The 26,264-nt window shown below is 73.7% G+C and carries 21 protein-coding genes; 14 read left to right on the top strand and 7 right to left on the bottom strand.

Annotated elements, in window-relative coordinates:
• Positions 1-37 precede the first annotated feature (37 nt).
• The 3 genes from IMZ35_RS20200 to IMZ35_RS20190 all read left to right on the top strand — a co-directional run bounded on the left by IMZ35_RS20200 (position 38) and on the right by IMZ35_RS20190 (position 2,389).
• On the top strand, positions 38-1,273 hold the full coding sequence (locus IMZ35_RS20200; RefSeq protein ID WP_199442704.1) for a hypothetical protein: 1,236 nt from the start codon (positions 38-40) through the stop codon (positions 1,271-1,273).
• A complete protein-coding gene (locus tag IMZ35_RS20195; protein ID WP_199442703.1) occupies positions 1,270-1,926 on the top strand; it encodes an SLATT domain-containing protein in 657 nt (218 codons plus the stop codon). Before IMZ35_RS20200 ends, IMZ35_RS20195 begins: the two co-directional genes overlap by 4 nt.
• A 253-nt stretch (positions 1,927-2,179) precedes the next feature.
• Positions 2,180-2,389 carry a hypothetical protein gene (locus tag IMZ35_RS20190; protein WP_199442702.1) on the top strand — a complete coding sequence of 70 codons (210 nt, stop codon included), beginning with the start codon at positions 2,180-2,182 and terminating at the stop codon, positions 2,387-2,389.
• A gap of 107 nt (positions 2,390-2,496) precedes the next feature.
• Here IMZ35_RS20190 and IMZ35_RS20185 read toward each other — a convergent pair whose 3' ends face one another.
• The gene (locus tag IMZ35_RS20185) at positions 2,497-2,691 is read right to left on the bottom strand and encodes a hypothetical protein (RefSeq protein WP_199442701.1); all 195 of its coding nucleotides are present in this window, start codon (positions 2,689-2,691) and stop codon (positions 2,497-2,499) included.
• An 83-nt stretch (positions 2,692-2,774) separates the two neighbouring features.
• On the opposite strand from IMZ35_RS20185, the gene IMZ35_RS20180 reads away from it, so the two are divergent.
• From IMZ35_RS20180 to IMZ35_RS20130, 11 genes are all read left to right on the top strand, one after another.
• The gene (locus IMZ35_RS20180) at positions 2,775-3,005 is read left to right on the top strand and encodes an RNA-binding S4 domain-containing protein (RefSeq protein ID WP_199442700.1); all 231 of its coding nucleotides are present in this window, start codon (positions 2,775-2,777) and stop codon (positions 3,003-3,005) included.
• A gap of 57 nt (positions 3,006-3,062) precedes the next feature.
• Complete coding sequence (locus tag IMZ35_RS20175) at positions 3,063-4,958, top strand: ABC transporter ATP-binding protein (protein WP_199442699.1); 1,896 nt, start codon at positions 3,063-3,065, stop codon at positions 4,956-4,958.
• A 59-nt stretch (positions 4,959-5,017) separates the two neighbouring features.
• On the top strand, positions 5,018-5,821 hold the full coding sequence (locus tag IMZ35_RS20170; RefSeq protein WP_199442698.1) for an MBL fold metallo-hydrolase: 804 nt from the start codon (positions 5,018-5,020) through the stop codon (positions 5,819-5,821).
• A gap of 640 nt (positions 5,822-6,461) precedes the next feature.
• Positions 6,462-7,967, top strand: coding sequence for a sugar transferase (locus IMZ35_RS20165; protein ID WP_199442697.1), 1,506 nt, complete (start codon positions 6,462-6,464; stop codon positions 7,965-7,967).
• An 11-nt stretch (positions 7,968-7,978) separates the two neighbouring features.
• Positions 7,979-9,055 (top strand): Gfo/Idh/MocA family protein, encoded by a 1,077-nt coding sequence (locus IMZ35_RS20160; protein ID WP_199442696.1) that lies wholly within the window; start codon positions 7,979-7,981, stop codon positions 9,053-9,055.
• A 29-nt stretch (positions 9,056-9,084) separates the two neighbouring features.
• The gene (locus IMZ35_RS20155; RefSeq protein WP_199442695.1) at positions 9,085-10,083 is read left to right on the top strand and encodes an SDR family NAD(P)-dependent oxidoreductase; all 999 of its coding nucleotides are present in this window, start codon (positions 9,085-9,087) and stop codon (positions 10,081-10,083) included.
• An 8-nt stretch (positions 10,084-10,091) separates the two neighbouring features.
• Positions 10,092-11,222 (top strand): DegT/DnrJ/EryC1/StrS family aminotransferase, encoded by a 1,131-nt coding sequence (locus IMZ35_RS20150; protein WP_199442901.1) that lies wholly within the window; start codon positions 10,092-10,094, stop codon positions 11,220-11,222.
• Positions 11,223-11,576: 354 nt separating this feature from the next.
• Complete coding sequence (locus IMZ35_RS20145; RefSeq protein WP_199442694.1) at positions 11,577-16,439, top strand: DUF4082 domain-containing protein; 4,863 nt, start codon at positions 11,577-11,579, stop codon at positions 16,437-16,439.
• Positions 16,440-16,453: 14 nt separating this feature from the next.
• The gene (locus IMZ35_RS20140; protein ID WP_199442693.1) at positions 16,454-17,116 is read left to right on the top strand and encodes a NeuD/PglB/VioB family sugar acetyltransferase; all 663 of its coding nucleotides are present in this window, start codon (positions 16,454-16,456) and stop codon (positions 17,114-17,116) included.
• Positions 17,113-18,213, top strand: a complete 1,101-nt coding sequence (locus IMZ35_RS20135; protein WP_199442692.1) for a DegT/DnrJ/EryC1/StrS family aminotransferase — start codon at positions 17,113-17,115, stop codon at positions 18,211-18,213. The genes IMZ35_RS20140 and IMZ35_RS20135 overlap by 4 nt, the downstream gene beginning before the upstream one ends.
• Positions 18,210-18,770: an acyltransferase gene (locus IMZ35_RS20130; RefSeq protein WP_199442691.1), complete on the top strand. Its 561-nt coding sequence runs from the start codon at positions 18,210-18,212 to the stop codon at positions 18,768-18,770. The genes IMZ35_RS20135 and IMZ35_RS20130 overlap by 4 nt, the downstream gene beginning before the upstream one ends.
• Before the next feature lie 36 nt (positions 18,771-18,806).
• On the opposite strand, the gene IMZ35_RS20125 is transcribed toward IMZ35_RS20130, so the two are convergent.
• The 6 genes from IMZ35_RS20125 to IMZ35_RS20100 all read right to left on the bottom strand — a co-directional run bounded on the left by IMZ35_RS20125 (position 18,807) and on the right by IMZ35_RS20100 (position 26,262).
• On the bottom strand, positions 18,807-20,144 hold the full coding sequence (locus IMZ35_RS20125; RefSeq protein ID WP_199442690.1) for a hypothetical protein: 1,338 nt from the start codon (positions 20,142-20,144) through the stop codon (positions 18,807-18,809).
• Positions 20,145-20,153: 9 nt separating this feature from the next.
• Positions 20,154-21,482 (bottom strand): O-antigen ligase family protein, encoded by a 1,329-nt coding sequence (locus IMZ35_RS20120; protein ID WP_199442689.1) that lies wholly within the window; start codon positions 21,480-21,482, stop codon positions 20,154-20,156.
• 9 nt (positions 21,483-21,491) lie between these two features.
• Positions 21,492-22,388, bottom strand: coding sequence for a hypothetical protein (locus IMZ35_RS20115; RefSeq protein ID WP_199442688.1), 897 nt, complete (start codon positions 22,386-22,388; stop codon positions 21,492-21,494).
• A 114-nt stretch (positions 22,389-22,502) separates the two neighbouring features.
• The gene (locus IMZ35_RS20110; RefSeq protein WP_199442687.1) at positions 22,503-23,720 is read right to left on the bottom strand and encodes a rhamnosyltransferase WsaF family glycosyltransferase; all 1,218 of its coding nucleotides are present in this window, start codon (positions 23,718-23,720) and stop codon (positions 22,503-22,505) included.
• A complete protein-coding gene (locus IMZ35_RS20105; protein WP_199442686.1) occupies positions 23,717-25,177 on the bottom strand; it encodes a lipopolysaccharide biosynthesis protein in 1,461 nt (486 codons plus the stop codon). The genes IMZ35_RS20110 and IMZ35_RS20105 overlap by 4 nt, the downstream gene beginning before the upstream one ends.
• Positions 25,174-26,262 (bottom strand): glycosyltransferase, encoded by a 1,089-nt coding sequence (locus tag IMZ35_RS20100; RefSeq protein WP_307868452.1) that lies wholly within the window; start codon positions 26,260-26,262, stop codon positions 25,174-25,176. Before IMZ35_RS20100 ends, IMZ35_RS20105 begins: the two co-directional genes overlap by 4 nt.
• Between the last annotated feature and the right edge of the window lie 2 nt (positions 26,263-26,264).

Raw genomic sequence — 26,264 nt, 5'->3', positions numbered from 1 at the left:
CTTCTCCTGCTGCGGGCCACCCGTTAGGGTGCGCCGCATGTCTGGAACAGGTGGCCCGCGGGTCCAGCGGCTGTCCCAGCCAGACGCGGAGATCCGGGCCCGTTCACTGGGCCTGCCGCGCGGGCGTCCGGTGATCGCGGTGTTCGGCACCGCCTCCGAGGTCGGCACCGAGCTCGCGGCGCGGCTGCTGCCGCTGCTGCGAGCCCTGGTGCAGGGCGCGGGGGCCGACCGGGCCGTGCTGGTCACCAGCGGAGCCGACGCGGGTGTCGTGCACCTGCTGGGCATCGCCACGCAGGCGTGCGACACCCGCTGGCCCGGCATCGTCGGCGTCGCGCCGTCCAGCCGCGTCTCCACCGGCGAGGCGCCGCCCACCGCCACCGAGGTGGCCCTGGAGCCGCACCACGACCTCGTGGTCCTCGTGCCCGGCTCGGAGTGGGGCGAGGAGAGCTCCGCACTGTTCCGCGTGGTCGACGCCGTCAGCGGCAGGAAGAAGCCGACCACCGCGCTGCTGGTCGGTGGCGGCGACCTGGCCCGCGTGGCCGTGGTGCGCCACCTCGCCGCCGACCGGCCGCTGGTCGTGGTCGCGGGGTCCGGGGAGCTCGCCGACGAGATCGCCTCCGGTGAGATCGCGCCGGGGGACGACCTCGCGGTGCTCGTGCGGAGCGGGCGGGTGTCGGTCGTCCACGTGGACGAGGGCCCCGACCGCGTGCTGTTCGTGCTGCGCGACCTGCTCGGACGCGGCCCGAGGCCGCCGTCGCGGCCCCTGGTCGCGCCGCTGGCGGTGTGGCCGCGGCTGCGCCACCGCGCCGCGGAGCCCGCCCCGGTCCTCGAACCGGGGTTCGTGGTCGACTACCCCCTGCTCTCCGACGCCGTCCACGAGGCGAACCGTCTCGTCGTGCCCGCCCTGCACGAGTCGGAGGCGAACGCCGACCGCGAGCAGAACCGCTACCGGCTGCTCGTCGTGCTCGCCCTGACCGGCTGCTTCGCCACCACCGCGTTCGCCGCGCTCCAGACCTGGCTGCGCGACGCGGCGTGGCCCGGTGTGCTGGTGGCCGCCGCAGGCGCGTCCGCCGCCGTCCTGACCGTCGTGGCCCGCAGGCGGGAGTCGCTCGACGCCCACCTGGCGGCCCGCACGCGCGCCGACCGGCTGCGCTCCCTGTACTTCGCCCACCTGGCCGCCCCGCCGCCCGCGACCGAGTTCGACCGCGAGGACCGGGAGCGGGACCTGGAGGGCGCGGTCGCCCTGCGACAGCACGAGGTGGTCGGACCGTGAGCGGAACCGCGGGAGACGCGCGCGGCGGCACCCGGCACCGGGAGGCGCAGTTCCTCGACGCCTACCTGCGCCACCGCCTGGGCGCCGAGCTGGACCGGCACGAGCGCGCCCGCGCCGTGCACTCGGCGGCACGGGTGTGGACGGTGTCCCTGTCGGCCGCGCTGCTCACCGGAGCCGCCGTCCTGGGCGCGGCCGGGGTGGCCGACGCCGCCCGCCGACCGGTGTGGGGCTTCGCCGCGACGCTGTGCGCGGCCCTGGCCAGCGCCGTGGCCGGTTACGAGGCGGTCTTCGGCTTCCAGCGGCTCGGTCGCGAGCACGGCGAGGCCGTGTCGTCGCTGCACCTGCTCCGGGCGCACGGTCCCACGCCGGACGACCTCGACGAGGGGGACGACCGGCTGCCGGGGTTCGTCGCCGACGTCGAGTCCGTCCTGCGCCGCGGCGTCGTGGTGACCGCGGCCGCGCCGCCGCTGCTCCCGGACGCCCCGGAGGAGGCCCCCGCGGCCGAGCCGGTGGGGGGAGCGGCGCCGGAGGAGCCGGCCTGGCCGGAACCGGAGCGGGACAGCGGTCCGGCGGAGTCCGCCGATCCCGCCGATCCCGCAGATCCGGCGGACGAGGACGAGGACGTGCCCGCGGATTCCGTGCGACGGGCCTGAATCCGCGCTCGACGGTCGTCCACGGTGGACGGTCGGACCTTCATGTGCGGCTGCTGGCGGCCGGGTGTGGCGACCCGGGCGCGCACCGCGTTCGACACGTGTTGGTCGGCGGGCGAAACGCCGGGGGGTTGGTCTCACCGCCCTCGGGCTGTCATCATGAGGATGTTCAGCGGGGGAGTTGCTCCTCGCGACCCCGCCCCCGATGCTCGGCCGTGGTCCTCGTGATACCGGCCGAGCGGAAGCAGGTACCGCAATGACCTGGGCACGCCCTGCATCGTCCACGGACCTCACGACCGGCCGCTTCGCGGAGGCCCGCGCGCTGGAGAAGGTCCACAGCTCGATCCAGAACGGAAGGGCGGCTCGCACCGTCGCGGTGCACGCCTCCGACACCCAGGACTGCCGCGACCTCCTCGAAATGCTGGGTCTCGACGCCAGCGAGGGCAGGCAGTCCGTCTCGCAGTAGCCCGGACTCCCGCCGACCGCGCCCCCTTCCCCCCCGGGGGCTGCGGTCGGCGGACGGGTTCTCCCCTCCTCGCGGCGGGAGCCACCGCACGTGCGCCGCGACCGGTCTCAGCGCCTCCGCGTCCGCCGCAGCCCGCTGACCAGCAGCGTGACCCCGCCCACCACGGACAGCAGCCCGATGGCCGTCCACAGCGACTGCCCGGTCATGAAGCTGCCGGTCACGAGACCGAGCCCCTGCAGGGTCCACAGGACCCCCAGCAGCGCGAGCACGACGCCGACGGCCACGAACACACGGTTGCGCATTCCCCAGTCGTACCACGCCGCCCTCCGGCGCGTCGTCGCCCCGCCGGGCGCGTGCTGTCGGAGCGGGCCGCGATGATGGTCCGATGCGCATCACCGAGGTCGAGATCGACGACGACATGATCCGGCTCGGCCAGTTCCTCAAGCTGTCCGGACTGGCGGAGAACGGCGTCCACGCCAAGGAGCTGATCGAGGACGAGGAGGTCACCGTCAACGGCCGCGTCGAGACGCGCCGCGGGGCGCAGCTGCACGACGGCGACGTCGTGGCGGTGGGCAAGGACCGAGCCCGGCTGATCGCCCGAGAACTGTCCACCTGACCGAGCGTGTTCGCGGGCACACTGAACGTGGGCACGTGACGCGACGGAGGTGTGGCGGTGGCGGAGAGCTCTGCGCTCATCGGGGTGGACGACCTGGAGCCGCCGAAGTGGGCCGCCGTGGACGCGCGGGTCGCCGGGACGGGCGTGCTGCGCACGCTCGGCGCGCTGCCCGCCGCCGCGGCGGTGGTCGTCCGGCTCTCCTGGGAGACCTCGCGACGGCTGACCCTGCTCTCCGCGGTCCTGCACCTGGTCTCCGGCTGCGTGACCGCGTTCGGCCTCTACGCCACGGCGGGCGTGTTCACCTCGCTGCTGGAGCAGGGGCCCACACCGCAGCGGCTGGTGGCGTCGCTGCCGTCGATCGCGCTCGTCGTCGGGTCGTTCGCGCTGCGCGGGCTGCTGGACGCGGCGGTCGGCGCCGTGCAGGGCGCGCTGGGACCGCGGGTGCGGGCGCACGTGCAGGACCGGCTGAACGTCGAGATCGCACGGGTCGAGCTGGTGGCGTTCGAGGACCCCGACTTCCGCGAGCTGGTGCGCCAGGGCGGCAGGCACGGCGTGCAGTCCGTCGAGATGAGCATCCGGTCGGTGTCCGACCTCGCGTCGTCGTCGATCTCGGTGGTGGCGGCCGTCGTCACGGCCGGGTTGCTCGACCCGCTGCTCGCGCCGGTGCTGCTGCTCGCCGCGCTGGCCAACGGCTGGGCGGCGATGCGCGCGGCCAAGATGCGCTACGAGTCGTTCCTGCGGATGGTGACGCAGAACCTGCGGCTGTTCGTCGTGGAGAACCTGCTGACCGCCCGCGACGTGGCCGTGGAGCGGCAGGCGCTGACGCTCCAGGACGTGCTGATCGCCGAGCACCGCCGCATCTCGGGCGTGGTGACGGCGGAGGCGGTGCGCCTGGAGCGCCGGTCGAGCGCGGTGCGGCTGCTGGGCCGCACGCTCGCCGGGATCGGCACGGGCGTCTCCTACGCGGTGCTGGGTCTCCTGCTCTACCTGTCGGTCATGCCGCTCGCGCTGGCCGGCGCCGCCGTCGTCGCGATGCGCACGGCGTCCACCTCGCTGTCCACCGTGATGCACGGCGTGAACTCCCTCTACGAGCACTCCTTCTACGTCGCGTTCTACGAGCAGCTGCTGCACGAGGCGCGGGCCCGCGGGCGCGCGCCGACCGGGGTGAGCGCGCCGTCCGACCCCGGCGTCATCGAGCTGGACGACGTCTCCTTCACCTACCCCGACAGCGAGCGCGCCGCGCTGAGCGGCATCACGCTGAAGATCAGGCGCGGTGAGGTGGTCGCCCTGGTCGGGCAGAACGGTTCCGGCAAGACCACGCTGGGCAAGCTGATCACCGGCCTGTACGCGCCGAGCGGGGGCACCGTCCGGTGGGACGGCGTCGACCTCGCCCTCGCCGATCCGCGCACCGTGCACAGCAGGGTGTCGGTGATCTCGCAGGAACCCGCGCGGTGGCCGATGACCGCGGGCCACAACGTCCGGATCGGACGGTTGGAGCTCGACGATCCCGACGGGACGGCGTGGGAGCGGGCCGTCGCGCACTCCGGGGCCGACGAGGTGATCGAGACGCTGCCCCGCGGCGAGCACTCGGTGCTGTCCAAGCAGTTCCGCGACGGCCAGGAGATCTCCGGCGGCCAGTGGCAGCGCATCGGCGTGGCCCGCGGGATCTACCGGGACGCCGCGGTGCTCGTGGCCGACGAGCCGACGGCCGCGCTGGACGCGAAGGCCGAGGCGCGGGTGTTCGCCGGGCTCCAGCACGCGAGCCGCGCGGGCGACGACGAGCGGCGCACGACGGTCCTGGTCACCCACCGGCTGGCCAACGTGCGCGACGCGGACCGCATCGTGGTGCTGGAGGACGGCCGCGTCGCGCAGCACGGCACGCACGACGAGCTGATGGCCGGAGGAGGCCCGTACCGCGAGCTGTTCGACATCCAGGCCAGGGCCTACCGCTGACCGGGGAGGATGCGCGGCGGTGACGACTGACCCGGCGCGGTGCGGGTACTCGACCCGCCATGACGGACTCCGGCAGCGCGTCCACGCTCACGTTCGTGGGCACGGCGACGACCATCCTGCGGCTCGGCGGCTTCACGCTGCTGACCGACCCGAACTTCCTGCACCGGGGGCAGCGCGCCTACCTCGGCTGGGGGCTCAGCTCCAAGCGGCTCACCGAGCCGGCGATGCAGCCCGGTGACCTGCCACCCCTGGACGGGCTGGTGCTCTCGCACCTGCACGGCGACCACTTCGACCGCGTCGCGCGCCGCTCGCTGCCGCGGGACCTGCCGGTGGTCACCACGAAGCAGGCCGCGCGGCGGCTGTCGACGTGGGGCTTCGGCTCGTGCGACGCGCTGGACACGTGGCAGTCGCACGTGTTCGAGCGGCCGGGCGAGCGGGTGCGCGTGACGGCGGTGCCGGGCGTGCACGGCCCCGGTCCGGTCGACCGGCTGCTGCCGCGGGTGATGGGCAGCGTGCTGGAGCTGGAGCGGGACGGGGAGCCGGTCCTGCGCCTCTACATCACCGGCGACACGCTGTACCGGCCGTGGCTCCGCGAGGTCGCCGAGCGCTTCCCCGGCATCGACGTGATGGTCGCGCACCTGGGCGGCACGAGGATCGCCGGGGTGCTGCTCACGATGGACGGGAAGCAGGGGGCCTCCCTCGTCGAGCTGATCCGGCCGTCCGCGACGGTCCCGATCCACCACGACGACTACGGGGTCATGCGCTCGCCGCTGTCGGACTTCCAGGCCGAGGCGCAGCGGCGCGGGCTGTCCTCGGTCCTGCGTCCGGTGGCGCGCGGCGAGACGATCGCGCTGCGTCCCTGACGCCGCGCGCCCGTTCCGGTGCGCGTGTTCCGGAGCACGGTGCGCGGTTCCGCGTTCTTCTCGTCCTCTCGCGTCGCCACCGCGATCGGAACCGTTCCGCGCAGTTCTGTTCCGCGCAGTTCTGCTCCACGCGGTGAACGGTTCAGCGCGGATGAGGAATTCCTGTCGGACAACAGGGCCCAACGGCTCTGTTGTCCGTCGGCGACGTGTGCCGATTAGGACGAACAGGTGACGCCCCGTAACGGCGCGCTGTCGGTGGTCGACTCAACCGCCACCCCGTCGCCCGCCGTGCGGAAGAATCCTGTGTGGACGGTCGTGTTCGATTGCGCCGTTCAGACCATCCCAGCTCTACCAGCACGTCTTTCGCACTTGTGGTCCCGTGGCCGAGAGTCGCACCGGGGCCTGCTGCGAACGGACCCACCGCGTCGCCGGAATTCCGCCGCGGCCCCGTCGTCCTTCGCCGGTCTCACTCTGCGTGTAACGACTTCCAGAGGCAGAGCGAATGACGGTGTGCGAGCAGCGGTTCGAGACGCGCGAATCGCGGACCGCCGCACACGGATCAATTCAGCACTGCGCGGGTCCTCGGGGACGTCCTGCGATGACGCACGTCCGAACCGGAACAACCGGGGGAAACACCACGATGAGCGAGCAGACCCACCACCTGAGAAGCAGACCCGGCGCGCGCACCACCGCGCGCACCACCGCGCGCACCACCGGGCGCAGCACGCAGACCCGACCTCCCATCGCGGACTGGGAGCCCCGCTACCGGCGCTCGGTCGTCCTCGGCGACGTCCTGGCCACGCTCCTCGTGGTCGTCGGCGTCAGTCTCGTCATGGCGGCCAGGCACGCCGCCCTCGTGCCCGTCTCGATCGTCGTGCTCGACGCCGTGACCGCGGCCGTCGTGCTCGCCTCGTTCGGGATGAGCCGCGTGTGGAACCCCACCGTGCTGGGGCAGGGCGCCGAGGAGTTCCGCCGACTGGGACGCGGCCTGTTCGGCTCGCTGGTGGTGCTGGGACTGGGGTCGCTGGCGTTCGCGATCCCCGGAGCCCGCCTGTGGGTCTTCGTCGTCACCCCCGCCATCGCGCTGGTCGTCTTCCCGCTGCGCTACGGCCTGCGCAGGCTGCTGCACCACGCCCGGGGCGAGGGCCGCTGCCTGCTGCCGGTGCTGGCCGCGGGCAACGACGAGAGCGTGCGCGACCTCATCACCCGCACCCGCCGCGCGCCGCACCTGGGCTGGCGCGTGGACGCCGTGTGCACCTCGGACGGTCGCGGCGGCCCGTCGGGCACCGTGGACGACGTGCCGGTCGTGGGTCAGTTCCGCGACCTCGCAGACCAGGTGCGCCGCGGCGGCTACCGCATCGTCGCGGTCACCCCCGACGCCTACTGGACGCCGCGCCGCCTCCAGCAGCTCGCCTGGAGCCTGGAGGGCACCGGCACCGAGATGGTCGTCGCCCCGAACCTGATGGAGGTCGCCGGGCCGCGGCTGCACGTCACCGGTGTCCTCGGGATGCCGCTGCTGCGGGTCAGCGAGCCGACGTTCACCGGATTCCGCAAGGTCGTCAAGGGCGTCGTCGACCGCGTCGGCGCCGCGCTGCTGCTCGCGCTGCTCGCACCGGTGACCCTCCTGGCGTGCACGGCGGTCGTGCTCGACAGCCGCGGTCCCGTGTTCTACAGGCAGCGCCGCGTCGGCAAGGACGGCGTGCCGTTCACGATCGTCAAGTTCCGCACGATGGTCACCGGCGCCGACGCGCTGCGCTCGACGCTCGCCGCCGTCGACGAGGGCGCCGGCCTGCTGTTCAAGATGCGCAAGGACCCCAGGGTGACCCGCGTCGGCGCGGTGCTGCGCCGCTACTCCGTCGACGAGCTCCCGCAGCTGCTCAACGTGCTCGGCGGTTCCATGTCGCTGGTCGGCCCGCGCCCGCCGCTGCCGGAGGAGAGCGCGAAGTACGGCCCCGACGTGCGGCGCAGGCTGCTGGTCAAGCCCGGCCTCACCGGCCTGTGGCAGGTCAGCGGCCGCAGCGACCTCCCGTGGGAGGAAGCGGTCCGGCTCGACCTGCGCTACGTCGAGGACTGGTCGCTGGCCCTCGACGCCGTGATCCTCTGGAAGACCTTCCGCGCCGTCTTCGGCGGCCGGGGGGCGTACTGATGGGTGACTCGATGAGTTCTGCACGACAGGAGCCGATCGGCGTCGCCGTGATCGGCGCGGGCTACTGGGGACCGAACCTGGTGCGCAACGCCCAGGCCACCCCCGGCCTGAAGCTGCGCTACCTCTGCGACCTGGACGCCGACCGCGCCCGCCGGGTGCTCGGCGACTACTCCACGGTCCGGGTGTCGGACTCGCTGGACGAGGTGCTGGCCGATCCCGCGGTGGCGGCCGTGGCCGTCGCCACCCCCGCGGCCACCCACCTGCCCGTCGCGATGGCGGCGCTGGAGGCGGGCAAGCACGTCCTGGTGGAGAAGCCCCTCGCCGCGACCCGCGCCGAGGGCCTGCGCCTGGTCGAGGCCGCGGAGAGCCGCGGGCTGACCCTCATGCTCGACCACACCTTCTGCTACACGCCCGCCGTGCGGCACCTGCGCGAACTGGTGCGCGGCGGCGAGATCGGCACCGTGCAGTACCTGGACTCGGTGCGCATCAACCTCGGTCTCGTGCAGCCCGACGTCGACGTGCTGTGGGACCTCGCGCCCCACGACCTGTCGATCTTCGAGGCGATCCTGCCCGACGACGTGTTCCCCGTCGCGGTCGCCGCGCACGGCTCGGACCCGATCGGCGCGGGCCGCGCGTGCGTGGCGCACCTGACCGTGCGGCTGTCCAACGGCGCGATCTCGCACGTGCACGTGAACTGGCTGTCGCCCACCAAGATCCGCACGATGGTCGTGGGCGGCTCGCTGCGCACGGTCGTGTGGGACGACCTGAACCCCGCGCAGCGCCTGTCGGTCTACGACCGGGGCGTGGACCGCACCGAGGGGACCGGCCTGGGCGCGGAGGTCCGCGAGCAGACCATCGTGTCCTACCGCGTCGGCGACATGGTCGCCCCGGCGCTGCCGGAGCGCGAGGCGCTGCGGGCGGTGATGGCCGAGTTCGCCGGCTCCATCACCGAGAAGCGCGCGCCGCTGACCGACGGCCGCGCCGGGCTGCGCGTGCTGGCGATCCTGGAGGCCGCCTCCGCCAGCCTGGCCGGTGGCGGCGAGTTCGTGACCGTGCCGGGCGACCGCGCCCTGGACGCGGTCGGATGAACAGCGACAGCGACGGAGGACGTTCCACGATGACGACGGCACAACCGATCACCGGACAGCGGGCGCTGGTCACCGGAGGCGCGGGCACCATCGGTTCGGCCGTGGTCGACCGCCTGGTCGACGCGGGCGCGGCCGAGGTGGTCGTGCTCGACAACTTCGTCCGCGGTCGCAGGGAGAACCTGACCGACGCGCAGGCGCGCGCCGACGGCAGGCTGACCGTCGTCGAGGGCGACATCGGCGACCGCGCGCTGGTGCACGAGCTGACCGGCGGCATCGACCTGGTGTTCCACCTCGCCGCCATCCGCATCACCCAGTGCGCCGAGGAACCCCGGCTCGCGCTGGAGTCCCTCGTGGACGGCACCTTCACCGTGATCGAGGCGGCGGCCGACGCGGGCGTGCGCAAGGTGATCGCCTCGTCGTCGGCCTCCGTCTACGGCCTGGCCGAGGAGTTCCCCACGACCGAGCGCCACCACCCGTACAACAACGACACCTTCTACGGCGCCGCGAAGGCGTTCAACGAGGGGATGCTGCGCAGCTTCCACGCCATGCGCGGCCTGGACTACGTGGCGCTGCGCTACTTCAACGTCTACGGCCCGCGGATGGACGTGCACGGCCTCTACACCGAGGTCCTCATCCGCTGGATGGAGCGGATCGGCGCGGGCGAGCCGCCGCTCGTCTTCGGCGACGGCGCGCAGACCATGGACTTCGTGCACGTGCACGACATCGCCCGCGCGAACCTGCTCGCGGCGCGGGCCGACGTCACCGACAGCGTCTACAACATCGCCAGCGCCTCGGAGACCGGCCTGGAGGAACTCGCGCGGGCGCTGCTGGACGCGATGGGCTCCGACCTGGGCGTGGAGCACGGCCCCGAGCGCGCGGTCAACGGCGTCACCCGTCGGCTGGCCGACATCGGCGCCGCGGCGCGCGACCTCGGCTGGAGGCCGGAGATCGGGCTGTCCGACGGCCTGCGCGGGCTCGTGGACTGGTGGCGTGCCGAGTCGGCCGCTCCCGCCGGAGCAGCCGGGTGATCCCCGTGATGAAGCCCCTGCTGGGCGAGGAGGAGGCGGAGGCGGCCGCCGCGGCCGTGCGCTCGGGGTGGGTGGCGCAGGGACCGCGCGTGGCGCGCTTCGAGGAGGTCTTCGCCCGTCGCGTCGGAGCCGCGCACGGCGTGGCGGCCTCGTCCTGCACGACGGCGCTGCACCTCGCGGCGCACCTGCTCGGCGTCGGTCCCGGTGACGAGGTCGTCGTGCCGTCGCTGTCGTTCATCGCCACCGCGAACGCCGTGCACCACACCGGCGCCACGCCGGTGTTCGCCGACGTCGACCCGGAGACCGGCAACCTCACCGCGGACACCGTGGCGGCCGTGCTCACCGACCGGACCCGCGCCGTGCTCGTCGTGCACCAGGCCGGTGTCCCCGCCGACGTCGCCGGTCTGCGCGCGCTGTGCGACCCGCTCGCCGTTCCCGTCGTGGAGGACGCGGCGTGCGCGGCGGGGTCGACGTACCTCGGCGCACCGGTGGGGGCGGGCGCGCTGCTGGCCGCGTGGTCGTTCCACCCGCGCAAGCTGCTCACCACGGGCGAGGGCGGGATGCTCACCACCGACCGCGCCGACTGGGCGGCGCGCGCGAAGCGCCTGCGCGAGCACGGGATGAGCGTCAGCGCCGCCGACCGGCACCGCGGTGGCGCCGCGGTGGTCGAGGAGTACCTGGAGACCGCGTTCAACTACCGGATGACGGACGTGCAGGCCGCGATCGGAGTCGTGCAGCTGTCCAGGCTCGACGGGATCGTGCGCCGCAGGCGGGAACTGGCGGCCCGGTACCAGGAGTTGCTGGCCGGGGTTCCGGGGCTGCGCACCGTGCGCGATCCGGCGCACGGGACGACCAACTACCAGTCGTTCTGGGTGCGCCTGCCCGACGACGCGCAGGTGGAGCGCAACGACGTGCTCGCGGAACTCGCCCGGCGCGGTGTCTCGGCCAGGCGGGGGATCATGGCCTCCCACCTGGAACCCGCCTACGCCGGTCACCCGCACACCGCGCTGCCGGTGACCGAGGACTTCACCCGGCGCACCCTGATCCTGCCGCTGCACCACGACCTGACCACCGCCGAGCAGGACACCGTGGTGGACGCGCTGACCGCCGCTCTCGGTGCCGGGGCCGCCCTCCGGTAGGGCCGCGCCGGAGGACCGGGACCGGCGATCGGACGCAGTCCGATCGCCGGTCCCGGCGTGCCGCGCTCCGGTCACCCGCAGTCGCCGGAGAGCCACGTGCCGGCGAACCGCGCCGGACGGGAACGGTCACGGTTCTTCTTGTCCGGTAACGAAAGAGCGGTGGGGATCGACGGTCGGAGCAGCGGGGTTGCACCGATCGCGAAGTGCCGGTCGGTGACGCGCCGTGAGCAACGCCCGGTCCCTCCCCGAGTCCGGGCGCGAGTGGACCGGTGCTCGCCAGGGCACCGGTCCACCCGGTGCGGGGGGAGGTCGGCCGGGGGCGCGACCGTCGAGGAGTTCGAGAGGTGGACCGCCATGCCGGCTCAGCACACGCGAGCACTGCCCGCCGTCGCGCTGTCGTTCGTGCGCGCACTGCTCGTGCCGGCGCTCGTCGCCTCCACGACGGTCGTGCTGGCATCGCTGACCGCGCCGCCGGCGTCGGCGGCGGGACCCTGCGACGCTCCGGTCGTGAACCGAACGGCCTGCGAGAACACCAAGCAGGGCACCACCGACTGGATGGTCACCTACCGGGACGAGGCGATCCTCGGCTACACCGCGGACATCAGCACCACGCCGGGTGGCCGCGTCGACTTCAAGGTCAACACCGCGGCGACGTCCTACGAGATCGACGTCTTCCGACTGGGCCACTACGGCGGCGCGGGCGCGCGCTACCTCGACACGGTCACCCGCGGCACCCCGCAGAACCAGCCCGCCTGCCTGCGCGAGGCGGGCAGCGCCCTGATCGACTGCGGCAACTGGGCCGTGTCGGCGAGCTGGACCGTGCCCTCCGACGCCGTCTCCGGCATCTACTACGGCCGCATCCGCCGCACCGACCTGCCGGCGGACGCCGAGCCGGTCGAGAGCGAGATCGTCTGGGTGGTCCGCGACGACACCAGCACCTCGAAGGTCCTCTTCCAGACCTCCGACTCCACGTGGGTGGCCTACAACCGCTACGGCGGCAACAGCCTCTACTTCGGCGACGGGCCGGGCCAGGGCGGCCAGGCGTACAAGGTCAGCTACAACCGGCCCCACACCGGCGGCGACGGCGAGGACAACTTCATCTTCAACGCCGAGGTCCCCATGCTGCGGTTCATGGAGGCCAACGGCTACGACATGAGCTACACCACCGACGTGGACAGCGCGCGCCGCGGGCACCTCATCAAGAACCACGACGTCTTCATGGCGGTGGGGCACGACGAGTACTGGTCGCAGGAGCAGCGCGACAACGTCGAGGCCGCCCGCGACGCCGGTGTGCACCTCGCCTTCCTCACCGGCAACGAGATCTTCTGGAAGACCAGGTGGGAGAAGAGCAAGGACGTCTCGGCGACCGACTGGCGCACGCTCGTCTGCTACAAGGAGACCAAGGGCAGTCAGACCGACCCCGACCCGGTCACCTGGACGGGCACGTGGCGCGACCCGCGCAGTGCCAAGAACGCGGGCAACGAGCCGGAGAACTCGTTGCTGGGCAACATCTTCACCGTCAACGGCCGCCGGGACGACTCGCTGCGGGTCCCGGCCGCGCACGGGAGGATGCGGCTGTGGCGCGACACCCCGCTCGCCTCGATGGGGGACACGGCGACGTACACGTTCAAGCCCGGCACCCTCGGCTACGAGTGGAACTCCGTGGAGGACAACGGCTTCCAGCCGCCCGGCGTCGCGCAGCTCTCCCGCACCACGGTGACGATGGACGGCTACTACGTCCTGAAGAACCACGGCGACGAGTACGGTTCCGGCACCAAGACCCACGCCATCACCTACTACAAGGCTCCCAGCGGCGCGCTGGTCTTCGGCGCCGGAACGGTGCAGTGGGCGTGGGGCGTGGACGACGAGCACGCCTTCCAGACCGAGGTGCCCACCTCCGACCGGGCCATGAAGCAGGCCACGGTCAACTTCCTCGCCGACATGGGCGTGCAGCCCGCGACGTTGCAGGCCGATCTGAAGCGGGCCGCGGCCAGCACCGACACCGCCGCTCCTACCGCGGCGATCACCGGCCTGCCCGCGGGCGCCGTGGTCGGCGTCCCGTACACGTTCAGCGGCACGGTGAGCGACAACGGCGGTGGCCGGGTCGCCGGTGTCGAGGTGTCCACCGACGGCGGCGCGCGGTGGCACCCGGCGAGCTGGACCGCGGGCAGCGGCACCTGGAGCCACACCCACGCGCCGTCCTCCTCCGGCGCGGCCGGGCTGCGGGTGCGGGCCGTGGACGACTCGGCGAACCTGTCCGCTCCGGTGAGCGCGGCGCCCCCGGTGCGGGCGCGGACCTGCCCGTGCGGGATCTGGACCGGCACCGCGACGCCGCAGGTGACCGACAGCGGTGACGCGAGCGCGCTGGAGCTGGGCACCAGGTTCACCAGCGCGACCGCTGGCCACGTGCGCGGCGTGCGGTTCTACAAGAGCGCGGCCAACACCGGCAGGCACACCGGCTCGCTGTGGAGCGCGACCGGTGAGCGGCTCGCCACCGGCACGTTCTCCGGCGAGACCGCGAGCGGCTGGCAGACGCTGACGTTCCCCAGCCCGGTCGCCGTGGCCGCGAACACCTCCTACGTCGTGTCGTACTTCGCCCCGAACGGCCACTACGCGGTGGACGTGGAGTACTTCGCCCGCCAGGACCGCCACCTGGAGCCGCTGACCGCGCCGCGCACCGCGACCGGCGCGGCCAACGGCGTGTACCGCAGCGGCACGGGCTTCCCGACGCAGAGCTTCCAGGGCAGCAACTACTGGGTGGACGTGGTGTGGGCCCTCGACCCCGGACCCGACACCAGGGCACCGGAGCTGACGGGCACCACGCCGCTGGACGGCGCGGGAACCGTCGAGCTGTCCCCGGCCGTCACCGCGTCCTTCGACGAGGCCGTCGCGCCCTCGTCGGTGCGGTTCACCGTCACCGGGCCGACCGGCGCGATCACCGGCACCACGACGGTGTCGCAGGACGGGAAGCAGGTCGTGTTCACCCCGTCGGCCGCGCTCGTGGCGGGCACGGGCTACACCGCGGTCGTGCGCGTCGCCGACGCGGCGGGGAACGAACCGGTCGCCCCCACGACGTTCGACTTCACCACGGGCCTCCCGCGCGCCTCCGCCTGCCCCTGCACGGTGTGGGACGACTTCGCCCGGCCCGCGACGGCCGCCACCGACGACCCCGCCGCGATCGAGCTGGGCACGAAGGTCCGCTTCGACGGCCGGGGCGAGGTGCTCGGCGTGCGCTTCTACAAGGGGCCGGGCAACACCGGGACGCACACCGGGTCGCTGTGGTCGTCCACCGGTCTGCTCCTCGCGACCGGCACCTTCACCGGTGAGACGACGACCGGCTGGCAGAAGCTGACCTTCGCCTCCCCGGTGGTGGTGCAGCCGAACACCACCTACGTCGTGTCCTACTTCGCCCCGGCGGGCCGCTACTCCGTCACGGGCGGCCAGTTCACCGGCGAGGAGGTGCGGGCCGGCGCGATGCGCGCGCTGGCGTCCGGAGCGGACGGCGTCAACGGCCTGTTCCGCTACGGCAGCGGTGGCGGCTTCCCCACCAGCGGTTACAACGGCAGCAACTACTGGGTCGACGCGATCTACCGCAACGGCCTCAACGGCGACACCACCCCGCCGACGTCGACCGGCCGCACCCCGGCCACCGGCGCGACCGGCGTGCCGGTGACGACCGCGGTCACCGCGACGTTCAGCGAGCCCGTCGACCCGGCGAGCGCCCAGATCCTGCTCACCGACCCCGGTGGCGCGAAGCTCACCGGAACGGTCTCCCTGTCCGGCGACCAGCGGACGATCACCTGGACGCCGGGCGGGAAGCTGGCCCCGAGCACCCGCTACGGCGCGAACGTCCAGATCGCCGACGCCAACGGCAACGCGATGGCGGCCCCGGTCACCTGGTCGTTCACCACGGCCGCGACGCCGTCGTGCCCGTGCTCGCTGTTCAGCCCCGCGACGGTCCCGGCGATCACCTCGGCCGACGACGCGGGCGCTCACGAGCTGGGCGTGCGGTTCACCCCGGCGCGCAGCGGCCGGATCACCGGTGTGAAGTTCTACCGGGGAGCGGAGAACACCGGCACGCACACCGGGTCGCTGTGGTCGGCCTCGGGGCAGCGCCTGGCCACCGGCACGTTCACCGGCGAGACCGCGAGCGGCTGGCAGACGCTGGTGTTCGCCCAGCCGGTGACCGTCTCGCCCGGCACCACCTACACGGCGTCCTACACCACGACGACGGGGCACTACGCGGTCGACAGCGGCTACTTCCGGCGCACCGCCGCGCACAGCCCGCCGCTGTCGGCTCCGGCCACCGGCGACGGCTCGCCCAACGGCGTGTACCGCACGGGGGCCGGGTTCCCGACCGCCACCCACGAGGGCGGCAACTACTGGGTCGACGTGGTCTTCACGCCGAGCGAGGACGGTGACGCGCCGATCGTCAACGGCCGCACCCCGCTGCCCGGCGCGACGCAGGTGGCGGTGAACGGCGTCGTCACCGCCTCGTTCGACGAGCCGGTGGACCCGACCACGGCGCAGTTCACCGTGAGCGACCCGCGCGGCGCGCGGCTGGTCGGCACCACCGCGCCGTCGGTGGACCAGAAGACGCTGACCTGGACGCCGGCGGCACCCCTGGCGGGCGGCACGCGGTACACGGCGAGCGTGCGGACGTCCGACGCGCACGGCAACCCGATGACGGCGGCCGACACCTGGTCGTTCACCACGACCACGGCGCAGACCTGCCCGTGCTCGCTGTTCAGCGAGGCGACCGTGCCCGCGGTCACCTCGTCCGCCGACACCGGCGCCCACGAGCTGGGCGTCCGGCTGACACCGTCCGCCGCCGGGACGATCACGGGCGTGAAGTTCTACAAGGGGGCCGCGAACACCGGCACGCACACGGGATCGCTGTGGACGGCGACCGGTGAACTGCTGGCCACCGGGACCTTCACCGCCGAGACCGCGTCGGGCTGGCAGACGCTGGTGTTCGCCGCGCCCGTGCCGGTCTCGGCGGGCACGACGTACGTCGCGTCGTACTCGACCACCACCGGCGGCCACGCGCTCGACGGCGGCTACTTCGAGGGCCACTCCGTCACCAGCCAGCCGCTGACCGCGCCCGCGACCGGCGAGACCACCCGCAACGGCGTGTACCGCGTCGGCGCGGGCTTCCCGGAGAACAGCTACGCCGGGAGCAACTACTGGGTCGACGTGATCTTCACGTCGTCCTGAGGGGAGAGGGCGAAGTGGCGGCACCACGACCGCTGCTGCTGGTGGGAGGGGGCGGACTCGCCCGCGAGGTGCTCGCGGCGGTCCGCCTCCTCCCCGAGCGGTGGCGCCCGATCGGCGCGCTCGACGACGACCCGGCCCGGCACGGCGCGCTGCTCGACGGCCTGCCCGTGCTGGGCGGTGCCGACGTCCTCGCCGACCACCCGGACGCCGCCGTCGTCGTCTGCGTGGCCAACGCGACGAGGCCGCTGGGGCGGCTGGCCGTGGTGCGCCGCCTGGCACTGCCGCGGGAGCGCTTCGCCACCGTGGTCCACCCGGCGGCCTCGATCGCCGCGGGCGCCGAACCCGGAGCGGGAACGGTCCTGCTCGCGGGGGTGGTCGTGACGACGCCGCTGCGCCTGGGAGACCACGTGGTGGCCATGCCGCACGTGCTGGTCACCCACGACGACGAGGTGGGCGACGGGGTGACCCTCGCCGGCCGCGCGTCGCTGGGCGGCGGCGTCGTGGTGGGCAGCGGCGCCTACCTCGGGCAGGGCAGCGCCGTGCGGGAGCAGGTCGCGATCGGCGCGGGCGCGGTGGTGGGGATGGGATCGGTCGTCCTGACCGACGTCCCACCGGAGGAGGTCTGGGCCGGAGTCCCGGCGCGGAGGATCGGACATCGGGAGGGGAACGCGTCGTGATCGACATTCCGCTGGTGGACCTGCGTGCCCAGCACGACCAGGTCGCCGACGAGGTCGCCGGGGGCTGGGCCGAGGTCCTCAAGACCACCGCCTTCGTCGGTGGCCGCCAGGTCGGCGAGTTCGAGGCCGAGTTCGCCGCTTACCAGGAGGTCGACCACTGCGTCGCGGTCGCCAACGGCACCGACGCGCTGGAGCTGGCGCTGCGCGCGCTGGGGGTGGGCCACGGCGACGAGTGCGTGCTGCCCGCCAACACCTTCATCGCCACCGCCGAGGCCGTGGCGCGCGCCGGTGCCACGCCGGTGCTCGTCGACTGCGCCGACGACACGGCGCTGGTCGACCTGGAGAAGCTCGCCGACGCGATCGGCCCGCGCACCAGAGCGGTCGTGCCCGTGCACCTCTACGGCCAGACCGCGCCCGTGGAGCAGATCCGCGAGGTGGCCGACGGCGTGCCGGTCCTGGAGGACGCGGCGCAGGCGCAGGGCGCCCGGCGGCACGGCGTGCCGGCCGGTGGACTGGGCGACGTCGCCGCCACGAGCTTCTACCCCGGCAAGAACCTCGGGGCCTACGGCGACGGCGGCGCGGTCCTCACCGGTGACGCCGAACTGGCCGAGCGGGTCCGGCTGCTGCGCGAGCACGGCTCCCCGCGCAAGTACGAGCACACCGTCCTGGGCTTCAACAGCCGCCTGGACACGCTCCAGGCCGTCGTGCTCTCGGCGAAGCTGCGCCGCCTGGAGGGCTGGAACGAGGCCCGCCGGGCCGCCGCTGACCGCTACGCCGAGCTGCTGGCGGACCTGCCGCGGGTGCGGCGGCCCTCGGTGCTGCCGGGCAACCTGCCGGTGTGGCACCTCTACGTCGTGCGCGTCGCGGAGCGCGACCGCGTCCTGGCGGAGCTGCACGCCGCCGGGATCGGCGCGGGAGTCCACTACCCGACGCCCGTGCACCTCACCGGGGCGTTCTCCTCGCTCGGGCACGGCCCCGGCGCGTTCCCGGTCGCCGAGCGCGCCGCGGGCGAGCTGCTGTCGCTGCCGCTGTTCCCGGAGATCACCGCGAGCCAGCAGGAGCGCGTCGTGGCCGCGCTGCGCGGGGCGGTGCGATGACCGGCGTGCACGTCCACCCGGCCGGGCTGTGCGAGAGCGACGACGTGGGCGAGGGCACGCGGGTGTGGGCGTTCGCCCACGTGCTGCCCGGCGCGCGCGTCGGCCGCGACTGCAACGTCTGCGACGGCGCGTTCGTCGAGGGCGGCGCGGTGCTCGGCGACCGGGTCACGGTGAAGAACGGCACGCTCGTGTTCGACGGCGTGGTGTGCGAGGACGAGGTGTTCCTCGGGCCCAACGTGCTGTTCACCAACGACCTGCGCCCGCGCGCGGCGATCCGCCGGACCGGCGACGCGCTGCTGGCCACGGTCGTCCGCAGGGGCGCGAGCCTCGGCGCCGGCACGGTCGTGGTGTGCGGCGTGGAGATCGGGGAGCACGCGTTCGCCGCGGCGGGGTCCGTGGTGACGAAGGACGTCCCGGCGCACGCGTTCGTGGCGGGCAACCCGGCGCGGCTCAAGGGCTGGGTGTGCTCCTGCGGGCACCGGCTCGACGACGACCTGGCGTGCGCCGACTGCGGTGCCAGCCACGAGCGCTCCGGCACCGGGCTGGTCCGGCGGTGATGCCGCTGGTGCCCGGCCGCCGCCGGGCACCAGCGGTCACGGCGTGATCTTGTAGACGTGGTAGCTGCTCTCCGCGGCCAGCTCGTCGGTGATCGTGCCGTCCACGACCGGCACCGTCCGGTTCTCGAACAGCACCTCCGCCGTCGACCCCCGCGTGTCCGGCGGCAGGGTCAGCACGTGCGTGCCGGGCGCGGTCCGCCTCTTCAGCATCGCGAACACGTAGCGCGAGCCGTCGTGCTCCTTGAGCATCGTGTCCAGCGCCCCGTTGAACTCCCACCGGTGGGACTGGGTGTTCAGCACCGGGGCCAGGTGAGCGATCTGCTCGTTCACCCTGGTCACGGACGGCCGCACGGCCGCGCCGCACGAGTCGCGCAGCACGTGCTGGCTGACGCACGGCCCGCCGAAGCTGTGGTTGAAGTAGACGATCCCCCTGGCCTCGTGGATCAGCGAGTTGACCACGGCTCCCGCGAGCTGGTCGCCGGTGATCGTGGGCGCGTCGTGCTCGGTGAACGGGTGGCCGACCTCGACGAACGCCCACAGCGGCTGGAGGTGGCCGTCGTCGGCGTCCAGCTTCCGCATCCGGTCCATCGTCGTGCCGTAGTTGGCGGCGCGGCGGCAGTGGGCCGCGCCGATCCCCATCAGGGGCCCCTCCGACGGCGAGTCGCACACGTTCGGGTCGGTGTACCAGTAGACGTCGGCGGAGGTGAGGTCCGTGCGGCCGTTGAGGAACGGACCGGCCTCGGAGTCGCTCTCCCAGAACATCACGCCCTTGCCGAAGTTGGCGTACCGCAGCCTGCCGTCGTCCTTCGGGAGCCGGTCCCGCACGCGGTCCAGCACGGTGTACCCGCACTTCGCCGTCACCGGCGCGCAGATCTCGCCCTGGCCGGGGTAGTTGCCGGTCCACTCCCCGGCGCCGGGACCGGCCCACATGTCCGGCTCGTCGGCCACCAGCCAGCCGACGGTCTCCGGCCCGACGCCCGCGTGCCCGGCGCTGGGGACGGCGAACATCCCGGCGGCCCGCACCAGGTCCAGGTCGCTGTCGGCGGTCAGCTCCACGTAGGTGTTCAGCCCGGCCGCCCGGTCCAGGTCGACCCCGGCCCGGTCCACGACGGACTCGAACCACACGGCCCTGGGGAAGAACGCCGGGTCGGCCCAGCCGGCCGCCTCCGCCGCGGGGAAGGCGCGGTAGTAGGCGGGCCCGCCCTCCCAGGGGACCGGGACGGGCTCCTCGACGGTCGTCGTCCGGGCGGTGACGACGTCCGGCACCGACCGCGACCGGGCCTCGGGCTCACCGCCGGAGGAGCTCGCGACGACGACCGCCGCGACGAGCACGACGGCGCTGGCCGCCGACGGGAACCAGGTTCGCGTGCGCACAGCGTCCCCTCAACCGACCGCGACAGCGGTCTTCTCGGTGGTGCTGCCGGTCGCCGGTTCCGGCGGCCGGGGATGTCTCGCCAGCGCACCGCAGGCGCCGACGACGACGAACACCAGACCCGTCGCCACGCCGAAGCTGAGGAGGTCGAAGGTGAACGCGCCGAACGCGCCGACGACCACCCCCGCCATCAGCGCCGCGGCGAGACCGCGCGTCTGGAGGTCCTTCGCGCGCACCCGGACGAGCACCGTCGCCCACACCGCGGCGAGGAACACCGCGATCATCGCGATCACGCCCACCCAGCCGTTCTCGATGAGGGTGAGCAGGTACTGGTTGTCCAGGAGCTGGTACTTGCCCGGCAAGTAGGTGCCGAACCCGCGACCGAACCACGGGTGCAGCGCGACCTGCCGCCACGCCTGGTCGTAGTCCTTCGTGCGGGAGGTGATGCTGGGGTCCTCGCCGAAGTTCGCGAACAGCTCGTAGAACGTCCCGAGCAGACCGGGCACCATCAGCCCCGCGCCCCCGCCGAAGAGGACCCCCGCGCCGAGCACGTGGACCTTGCGCCTGCCGGGCAGCGCGACGATCAGGACGACGGCACCGACCACCAGCCCCAGGACCGCCGTCCGCGACACCGACACCAGGGCGCCTCCGGCGATCAGCGCGAGGCAGAGCCACCAGCCCCCCGCCCGGCGGCCGGTCTCCCGCGCCAGGAAGACGTGGTGTCCCGCCAGCGGCGTCACGATCGCGCAGATCAAGCCGAACTCGATCGGGTGATTCGTCGTGCCGGAGGGCCGCCGGAACAGCGACCTCGACTGGATCGCGTCGTAGCCCGTCTGCGCGGTGAGGCCCGGCAGGTTCAGGTAGCGGGTGACGTCCAGGCCCAGGGCGAACTGGAGCACGCCGGTGCCCGCCATCACCGCCACCACCACCACGAGGAACCGCAGCACCCGGTCCAGCCGCTCCCGGCTGCCGATCGCGTCGCACGCGAACACCGCCACGGCGATCACGCCGACGACGCGGAGCATCCCGCTGTCGGTCAGGTTCAGCTCGTCCGGCGGCAGGTAGCGGCGGCTCGCGATCCCGTAGGTGACGAGCTGCGAGGCGAACAGCAGCAGCAGCGCCGACCGCACCGCGGTGCGGCCCTTGGACATGCCGAGCGTCCGGACGAGGTGGGCGCAGCCCCAGAGCACCGCGATGCCCACGGCCAGCACGGTGATCGGCGCGAGCGTCATCGGGATCTTGGAGATGATCAGCCGGGCCGGCACCAGCACCAGCACCAGCACGTAGCAGCAGATCACCGTGGCGCCGTCAGCGGTGCGGCGCGTCGACTCGTCCCGCACGGCGACGCCTCAGGGCCGGGACCCGGAGGGCCACCGGTCGTCGGCGGGCGGGTGCGGCGGCGTGCCGTCGCGCCTCCCGCCGGCGGAACCGCCGTCCTCCGCCGGACGCGCGGGCACCGGCGCCGGTGTCGTGGTCGGCCCGGCGAGCTCGCCGGGCCCCCGCTGGGGAGCGGGCCGGGCCGGGGGACGCCGGTGCCCCACCTCCGCCGCCTCGCCGTCCGGTTCGTCGCGCGGCTCGGCGGACCGACCGGCCCCGGCGGGGCGCTCGCGCCTGCGGCGCAGCGTCTCCAGGACGCTGTCCGTGCCGAAGGTGACCGTCAGCGACAGGACCAGCGACAGCACGAGCGCCGCCCCGGCGAAGCGGATCTTCCCGCCGATCTGCGCCTCCGGCTCGGTCGGCGCGACCAGCACCTCGGTCTCGATGAACGTCGAGGCGGGGGCCTCCAGCGCCGCCTGGCGGTCGTTCAGCTCGGTGCTCGCCCGCTCCAGCGTCCGCGCCACGAGCGACAGCGCGCCCTCGGCGGTGTCGCTCTCCGCGGTGATGAACACGAAGGGGCTGTTCGTCTCGCCGTTGTTGGCGAGGTACGAGTCCTGCGAGCCGTCGCCGAGGCCCAGTTCCCGCTTCGTGGCCGGGTCGTTGAGCACCTGGGCCACGATCTGCGCGGCGATCACCAGGCTGCCGTCGAACGCCAGCAGCGGGTTGACCCGGACGACCTCGTCCAGCGGGCCGCTCTCGGTGAACCTGCCCCCGGTGGAGGGGGTCGTCAGCAGCATCGAGCCGGTCGAGCTGTAGCGCGTGGGGATCGAGGAGTAGGTGAACAGGGTGAGCGCGACGGACAGCAGCAGCGCGGGCACGACGACGTACCACCTCTTCTGCAGCATCCGCACGGTGCTCCAGAAGTCCATGTCACGTCCTCGATTCGACGGTGGTGCGCTCAACGGAGACATCGCGACCCGATCGGCGTCGTTACCGCACGTGGGCCCCGCCGGTCGCTCAGCGCAGTCGGCGGACGGCGCGGATCACACGCCCAGTTCCCTGCGCAGGACCTTCTCCAGCTCGTGCCCGGCCGCGGCCCACGACCTCGTCCGCACGCTCGCCGCCGCGGCGGCCGCCACCTCGGCGGCGGAGGGGTTCGTCACGACCTCGCTCAGCGCCCGTGCCAGGTCGTGCGGTGTCGCGCGGGCGTAGCGGACGTGCTCGGCGTCGAGCACGATCCGGTTGTGCTCGGCGTCGTTGACCACCGGCACGCACCCGGCCGCGAGCATCTCGTGCGGCACCAGCGACACGTTCGTCATCGACAGGCCGAGCCCGGCGAAGCAGCGGTTGTAGAGGGAGTTCAGCTCGTCCGGCGACAGCAGGCCGTGGTCGACGAAGCGCGGGCCGAGGTCGCCCACCCGCTCGCCGTACACGTGCACGGTCAGCTCCGGGTGCGCCTCGGAGAACAGGCGCAGCGCCATGAGCCCCAGCTCGAACGCCCGCCGGGGCGCCCTGCGCCTGGCGTAGAACACGACGCCGTCGCGACGCGCGCCGCCGGTGAGGTGGTAGCGCTCGGTGTCGCAGCCGAAGTCGAACCAGTCGGAGGACATGCCGTGGTCCTCGCGCAGCTTCTCGGTGAGGAACCGGCCCGCGGTGAAGCCGTGGAAGCCCATGTCGTAGGTGTTGCCGGCCAGCGCGGACGTCCCGCCCAGCGGGAAGAACCAGGGCTCGTAGTCCTGCACGAGGTAGAACCGCTTCCCCGCGCACGGGTCGTTGTGGGCGGGGTAGGCCGTCATCCACGCGGTGGCGAACACCGCGTGCGCGTCGGCCATGCCGTCGGTCGCGTCCAGGATCGGCCCGCGGAAGCCGGGGAACGCCGCCCGCACCGACCCGGCGACGTCCTCGGCGCGGTTGCCGTAGGTGTCGTACAGGTACAGCCGGCACGTGTGGCCGAGCGACTCCAGGTGCTCGACCAGCCGCAGCATCGTGGTGTGCCCGCCCGACCCGCGCGACGGGGGAGTGGTGACCCAGTTGACGGTCAGCCGTCCGTCGGCGGGGACCGGTGGCACCACGACCGGTCGCGGTGCGCTCAGGTCGGCCGCGAGCACGTCGCGCTCCCGCACGGGCAGTTCGTCGCCGTCGGCCCCGAGGCGGCGCGCGGCGGCCGACAGGGCGCGGGCGCCGAGGCCGCGGACACCCCGCTCGCGGACGATCCGCGCGACCTGGTGGACGCGACGGCCCACGGATCGGGACGGGCTCACGCCGGTGACCTCCGCAGCAGGCGCAGCGCCTCGTGGCGCAGCGGGAACACGACGGCGGCGTAGGCCGCGGTGGCCAGGACACCGCCCAGCAGCAGTTGCGCGACCGTTCCGTCCACGAGGCGCCGCACGGCCAGCGCGACGACCACCATGACGACCCCGCCCAGCGCGGGACGCGCGACCGCGGCACCCAGCGCGCCGGCCCGCAGGCCGTGGGGGCGCAGGGCGAGCAGGTACGCCGGGACGATCACCACGAGCGCGACCACCACGTGCGCCGCCGCCACGCCCCGGATGCCGTCGAGGTGCGCGCCCAGCGCCAGCAGCGGCACCAGCGCGGCCAGCCAGACCACGTGGATCACCAGGACGGCGCGGCCGCGTCCCGCGCTCGCCAGGAAGTCGTAGCCCAGCTCCAGCGCGACGCGGAACGCCCCCAGCAGCACCAGCAGCGCGAGGACCTGCGCCGTCGGTGCCCACCGCTCGCCGTAGACGGCCCGGACGAGCGGATCGCTCAGCGCCGCGAGCAGCACGCAGGCCGGGACGGTGAACAGCGCCAGCACCCCCAGCGCGCGGGTGAAGCTGCGCTGGAAGCGGTCGGGGTCGTCGCGCACCTGCGAGAAGGCCGCCAGCGACACGCTGCGCACCGGCGCCGAGAACGCCCCCACCGGCCAGCTGGAGAGGTTGAACGCGAGCAGGTAGAAGCCGAGCTGCACGGTGCCCAGCGCGCTGCCCACCACGATGTAGTCGACGTTCATCACGCCGAACACCAGCAGGCTCGAACCGGCGAGCGGCAGGCCGAACCCCAGCAGAGCCCTGGCCCGAGCCGCGTCGAACCCCGGCCGGTAGCGCTCCCCGGTGTAGGCGAACACGACCACCGCGGAGACGAGGTTCGTCGCGATCCGGGACCAGGCCAGGCTCCACGCGCCGAACCCGGCGACGGCCGCGCCGATCGCGACGACCGTGCCGACGACGAACCCGGCGGTGTCGGCGGCGAACTTGTGGTCCTGGCGGAAACCGCGCTGGAGCAGCGCGCCCGGCACGGCGGACACCCCGGCGATCACCAGCGCCACGGACATGAGCTGGATGACGCCCGCCGCCTCCGGCGTGTTCAGCGCGCCGGAGAACCAGGGTGCGCCGACGACGCAGATCAGCGCCAGCGCGCTCCCCGAGGCGATCGACAGCGTGGTCACGGTCGGCGCCATCGCGCTGATGTCGCCGCGCTCGCGCACCAGGGCGACGCTGACGCCCATCTCGCTGACGCTCAGCACGATGTTGAGCACCACCAGCGCCACGGCGAACACGCCGAACTGCTCGGGCGCGATCAGCCGCGCCAGCGCCACGCTGACGCCGACCTGGCACACCCGGCCGAGGAGACTGTTGACCGCGCTCCACCGGATCGCCGAGCCGACGCGGCCGGTGGAGGCCGGTTCCGCGCCGGTGGCCGGCGTCTCCTCGACGGTCATACCCCGCGCAGCTTCCAGCTCTGCCACCACAGCCAGTTCTCGGCGCGCTTCACGACCTGCGACCCGGCGAAGATCTGGGTGCGGTGGCAGAACTCGGCTCCGAGGCGCTTGCGGCGCTCCAGCGCGGCGTGCTCGGGGAGGCGTCGCGCGCCGCTGTAGGTCGACAGCGCGAACTCCGTCATCTCCTCGTGCGGGTGCTCGGCGAGGTCGTCGCGGTCGTAGGCGCGGCAGACGCGCCACAGCGCCTCCTTCGCGAGCGCGCGCTTGGCCGCGGTGTGCATCAGGGCCGCGTCCGGCAGGCCGGGGTGGTCGGCGAAGAAGCGGGCGAACACGTCGCGACGCTGCTCCAGGTCGACCAGCGCGGTGTTGAACCGCGTGCGCAGCATGCTGTTCTCGTGCACGCGGTAGTAGGCCGCCGGACGACCGCGCACGTGGGCGACGTCGGAGACGGCGGCGAACCGCAGCCACATCTCCAGGTCACCGGCGTGCGGCAGGTCGGGCCGGTAGCCGCCCACCCGCTGCTGCACGGAGGTGCGCACGACGACCTCCGGCGAGGAGATCACGTTGTGGCCGGAGCGGCAGCGCCCCTCGATCCACTCCCGCCCGCTCCACACGGACGTGCCCAGGGGCACGTTCAGCGTGCGGGGCAGGCGGTCGTGGTCGGTGTAGTAGACGCCGCGGCCGTAGACCAGGCCCACGTCCGGGTTGTCGCGCAGGACCGTCGCGGCGCGGGCCAGCGCGCCGGGCGCGAGGAGGTCGTCCGCGGACAGCAGCACCGTGCAGTCGGCCTCGGCCCACTCCAGCAGGCCCTCGTTGTAGGTGGCGATGTGCCCCCGGTTGACCTCGTGCCTGCGGCCGTGCACGCGCGGGTCGGCGGACAGCTCCCGCACCACCAGGGGGGTGTCGTCGCTCGACCGGTCGTCGACGACCAGCACCCGGACGTCCACACCCGGCTGCTCCAGCACGCTGGCGACGCAGCGGCGCAGGAAGTGCGCGTAGTTGTAGCAGGGGACGACGACGTCGACGGTCGGCAGACCCCGCCGGGTCCCCACCCCCGCACGTCCGCCGCGGATCTCGGTGCGCACCG

The sequence above is a fragment of the Umezawaea beigongshangensis genome, assembly GCF_016464305.1.
Lineage (GTDB): Bacteria > Actinomycetota > Actinomycetes > Mycobacteriales > Pseudonocardiaceae > Umezawaea_A > Umezawaea_A beigongshangensis.
This window is presented reverse-complemented; position numbering and strand designations above follow the sequence as displayed.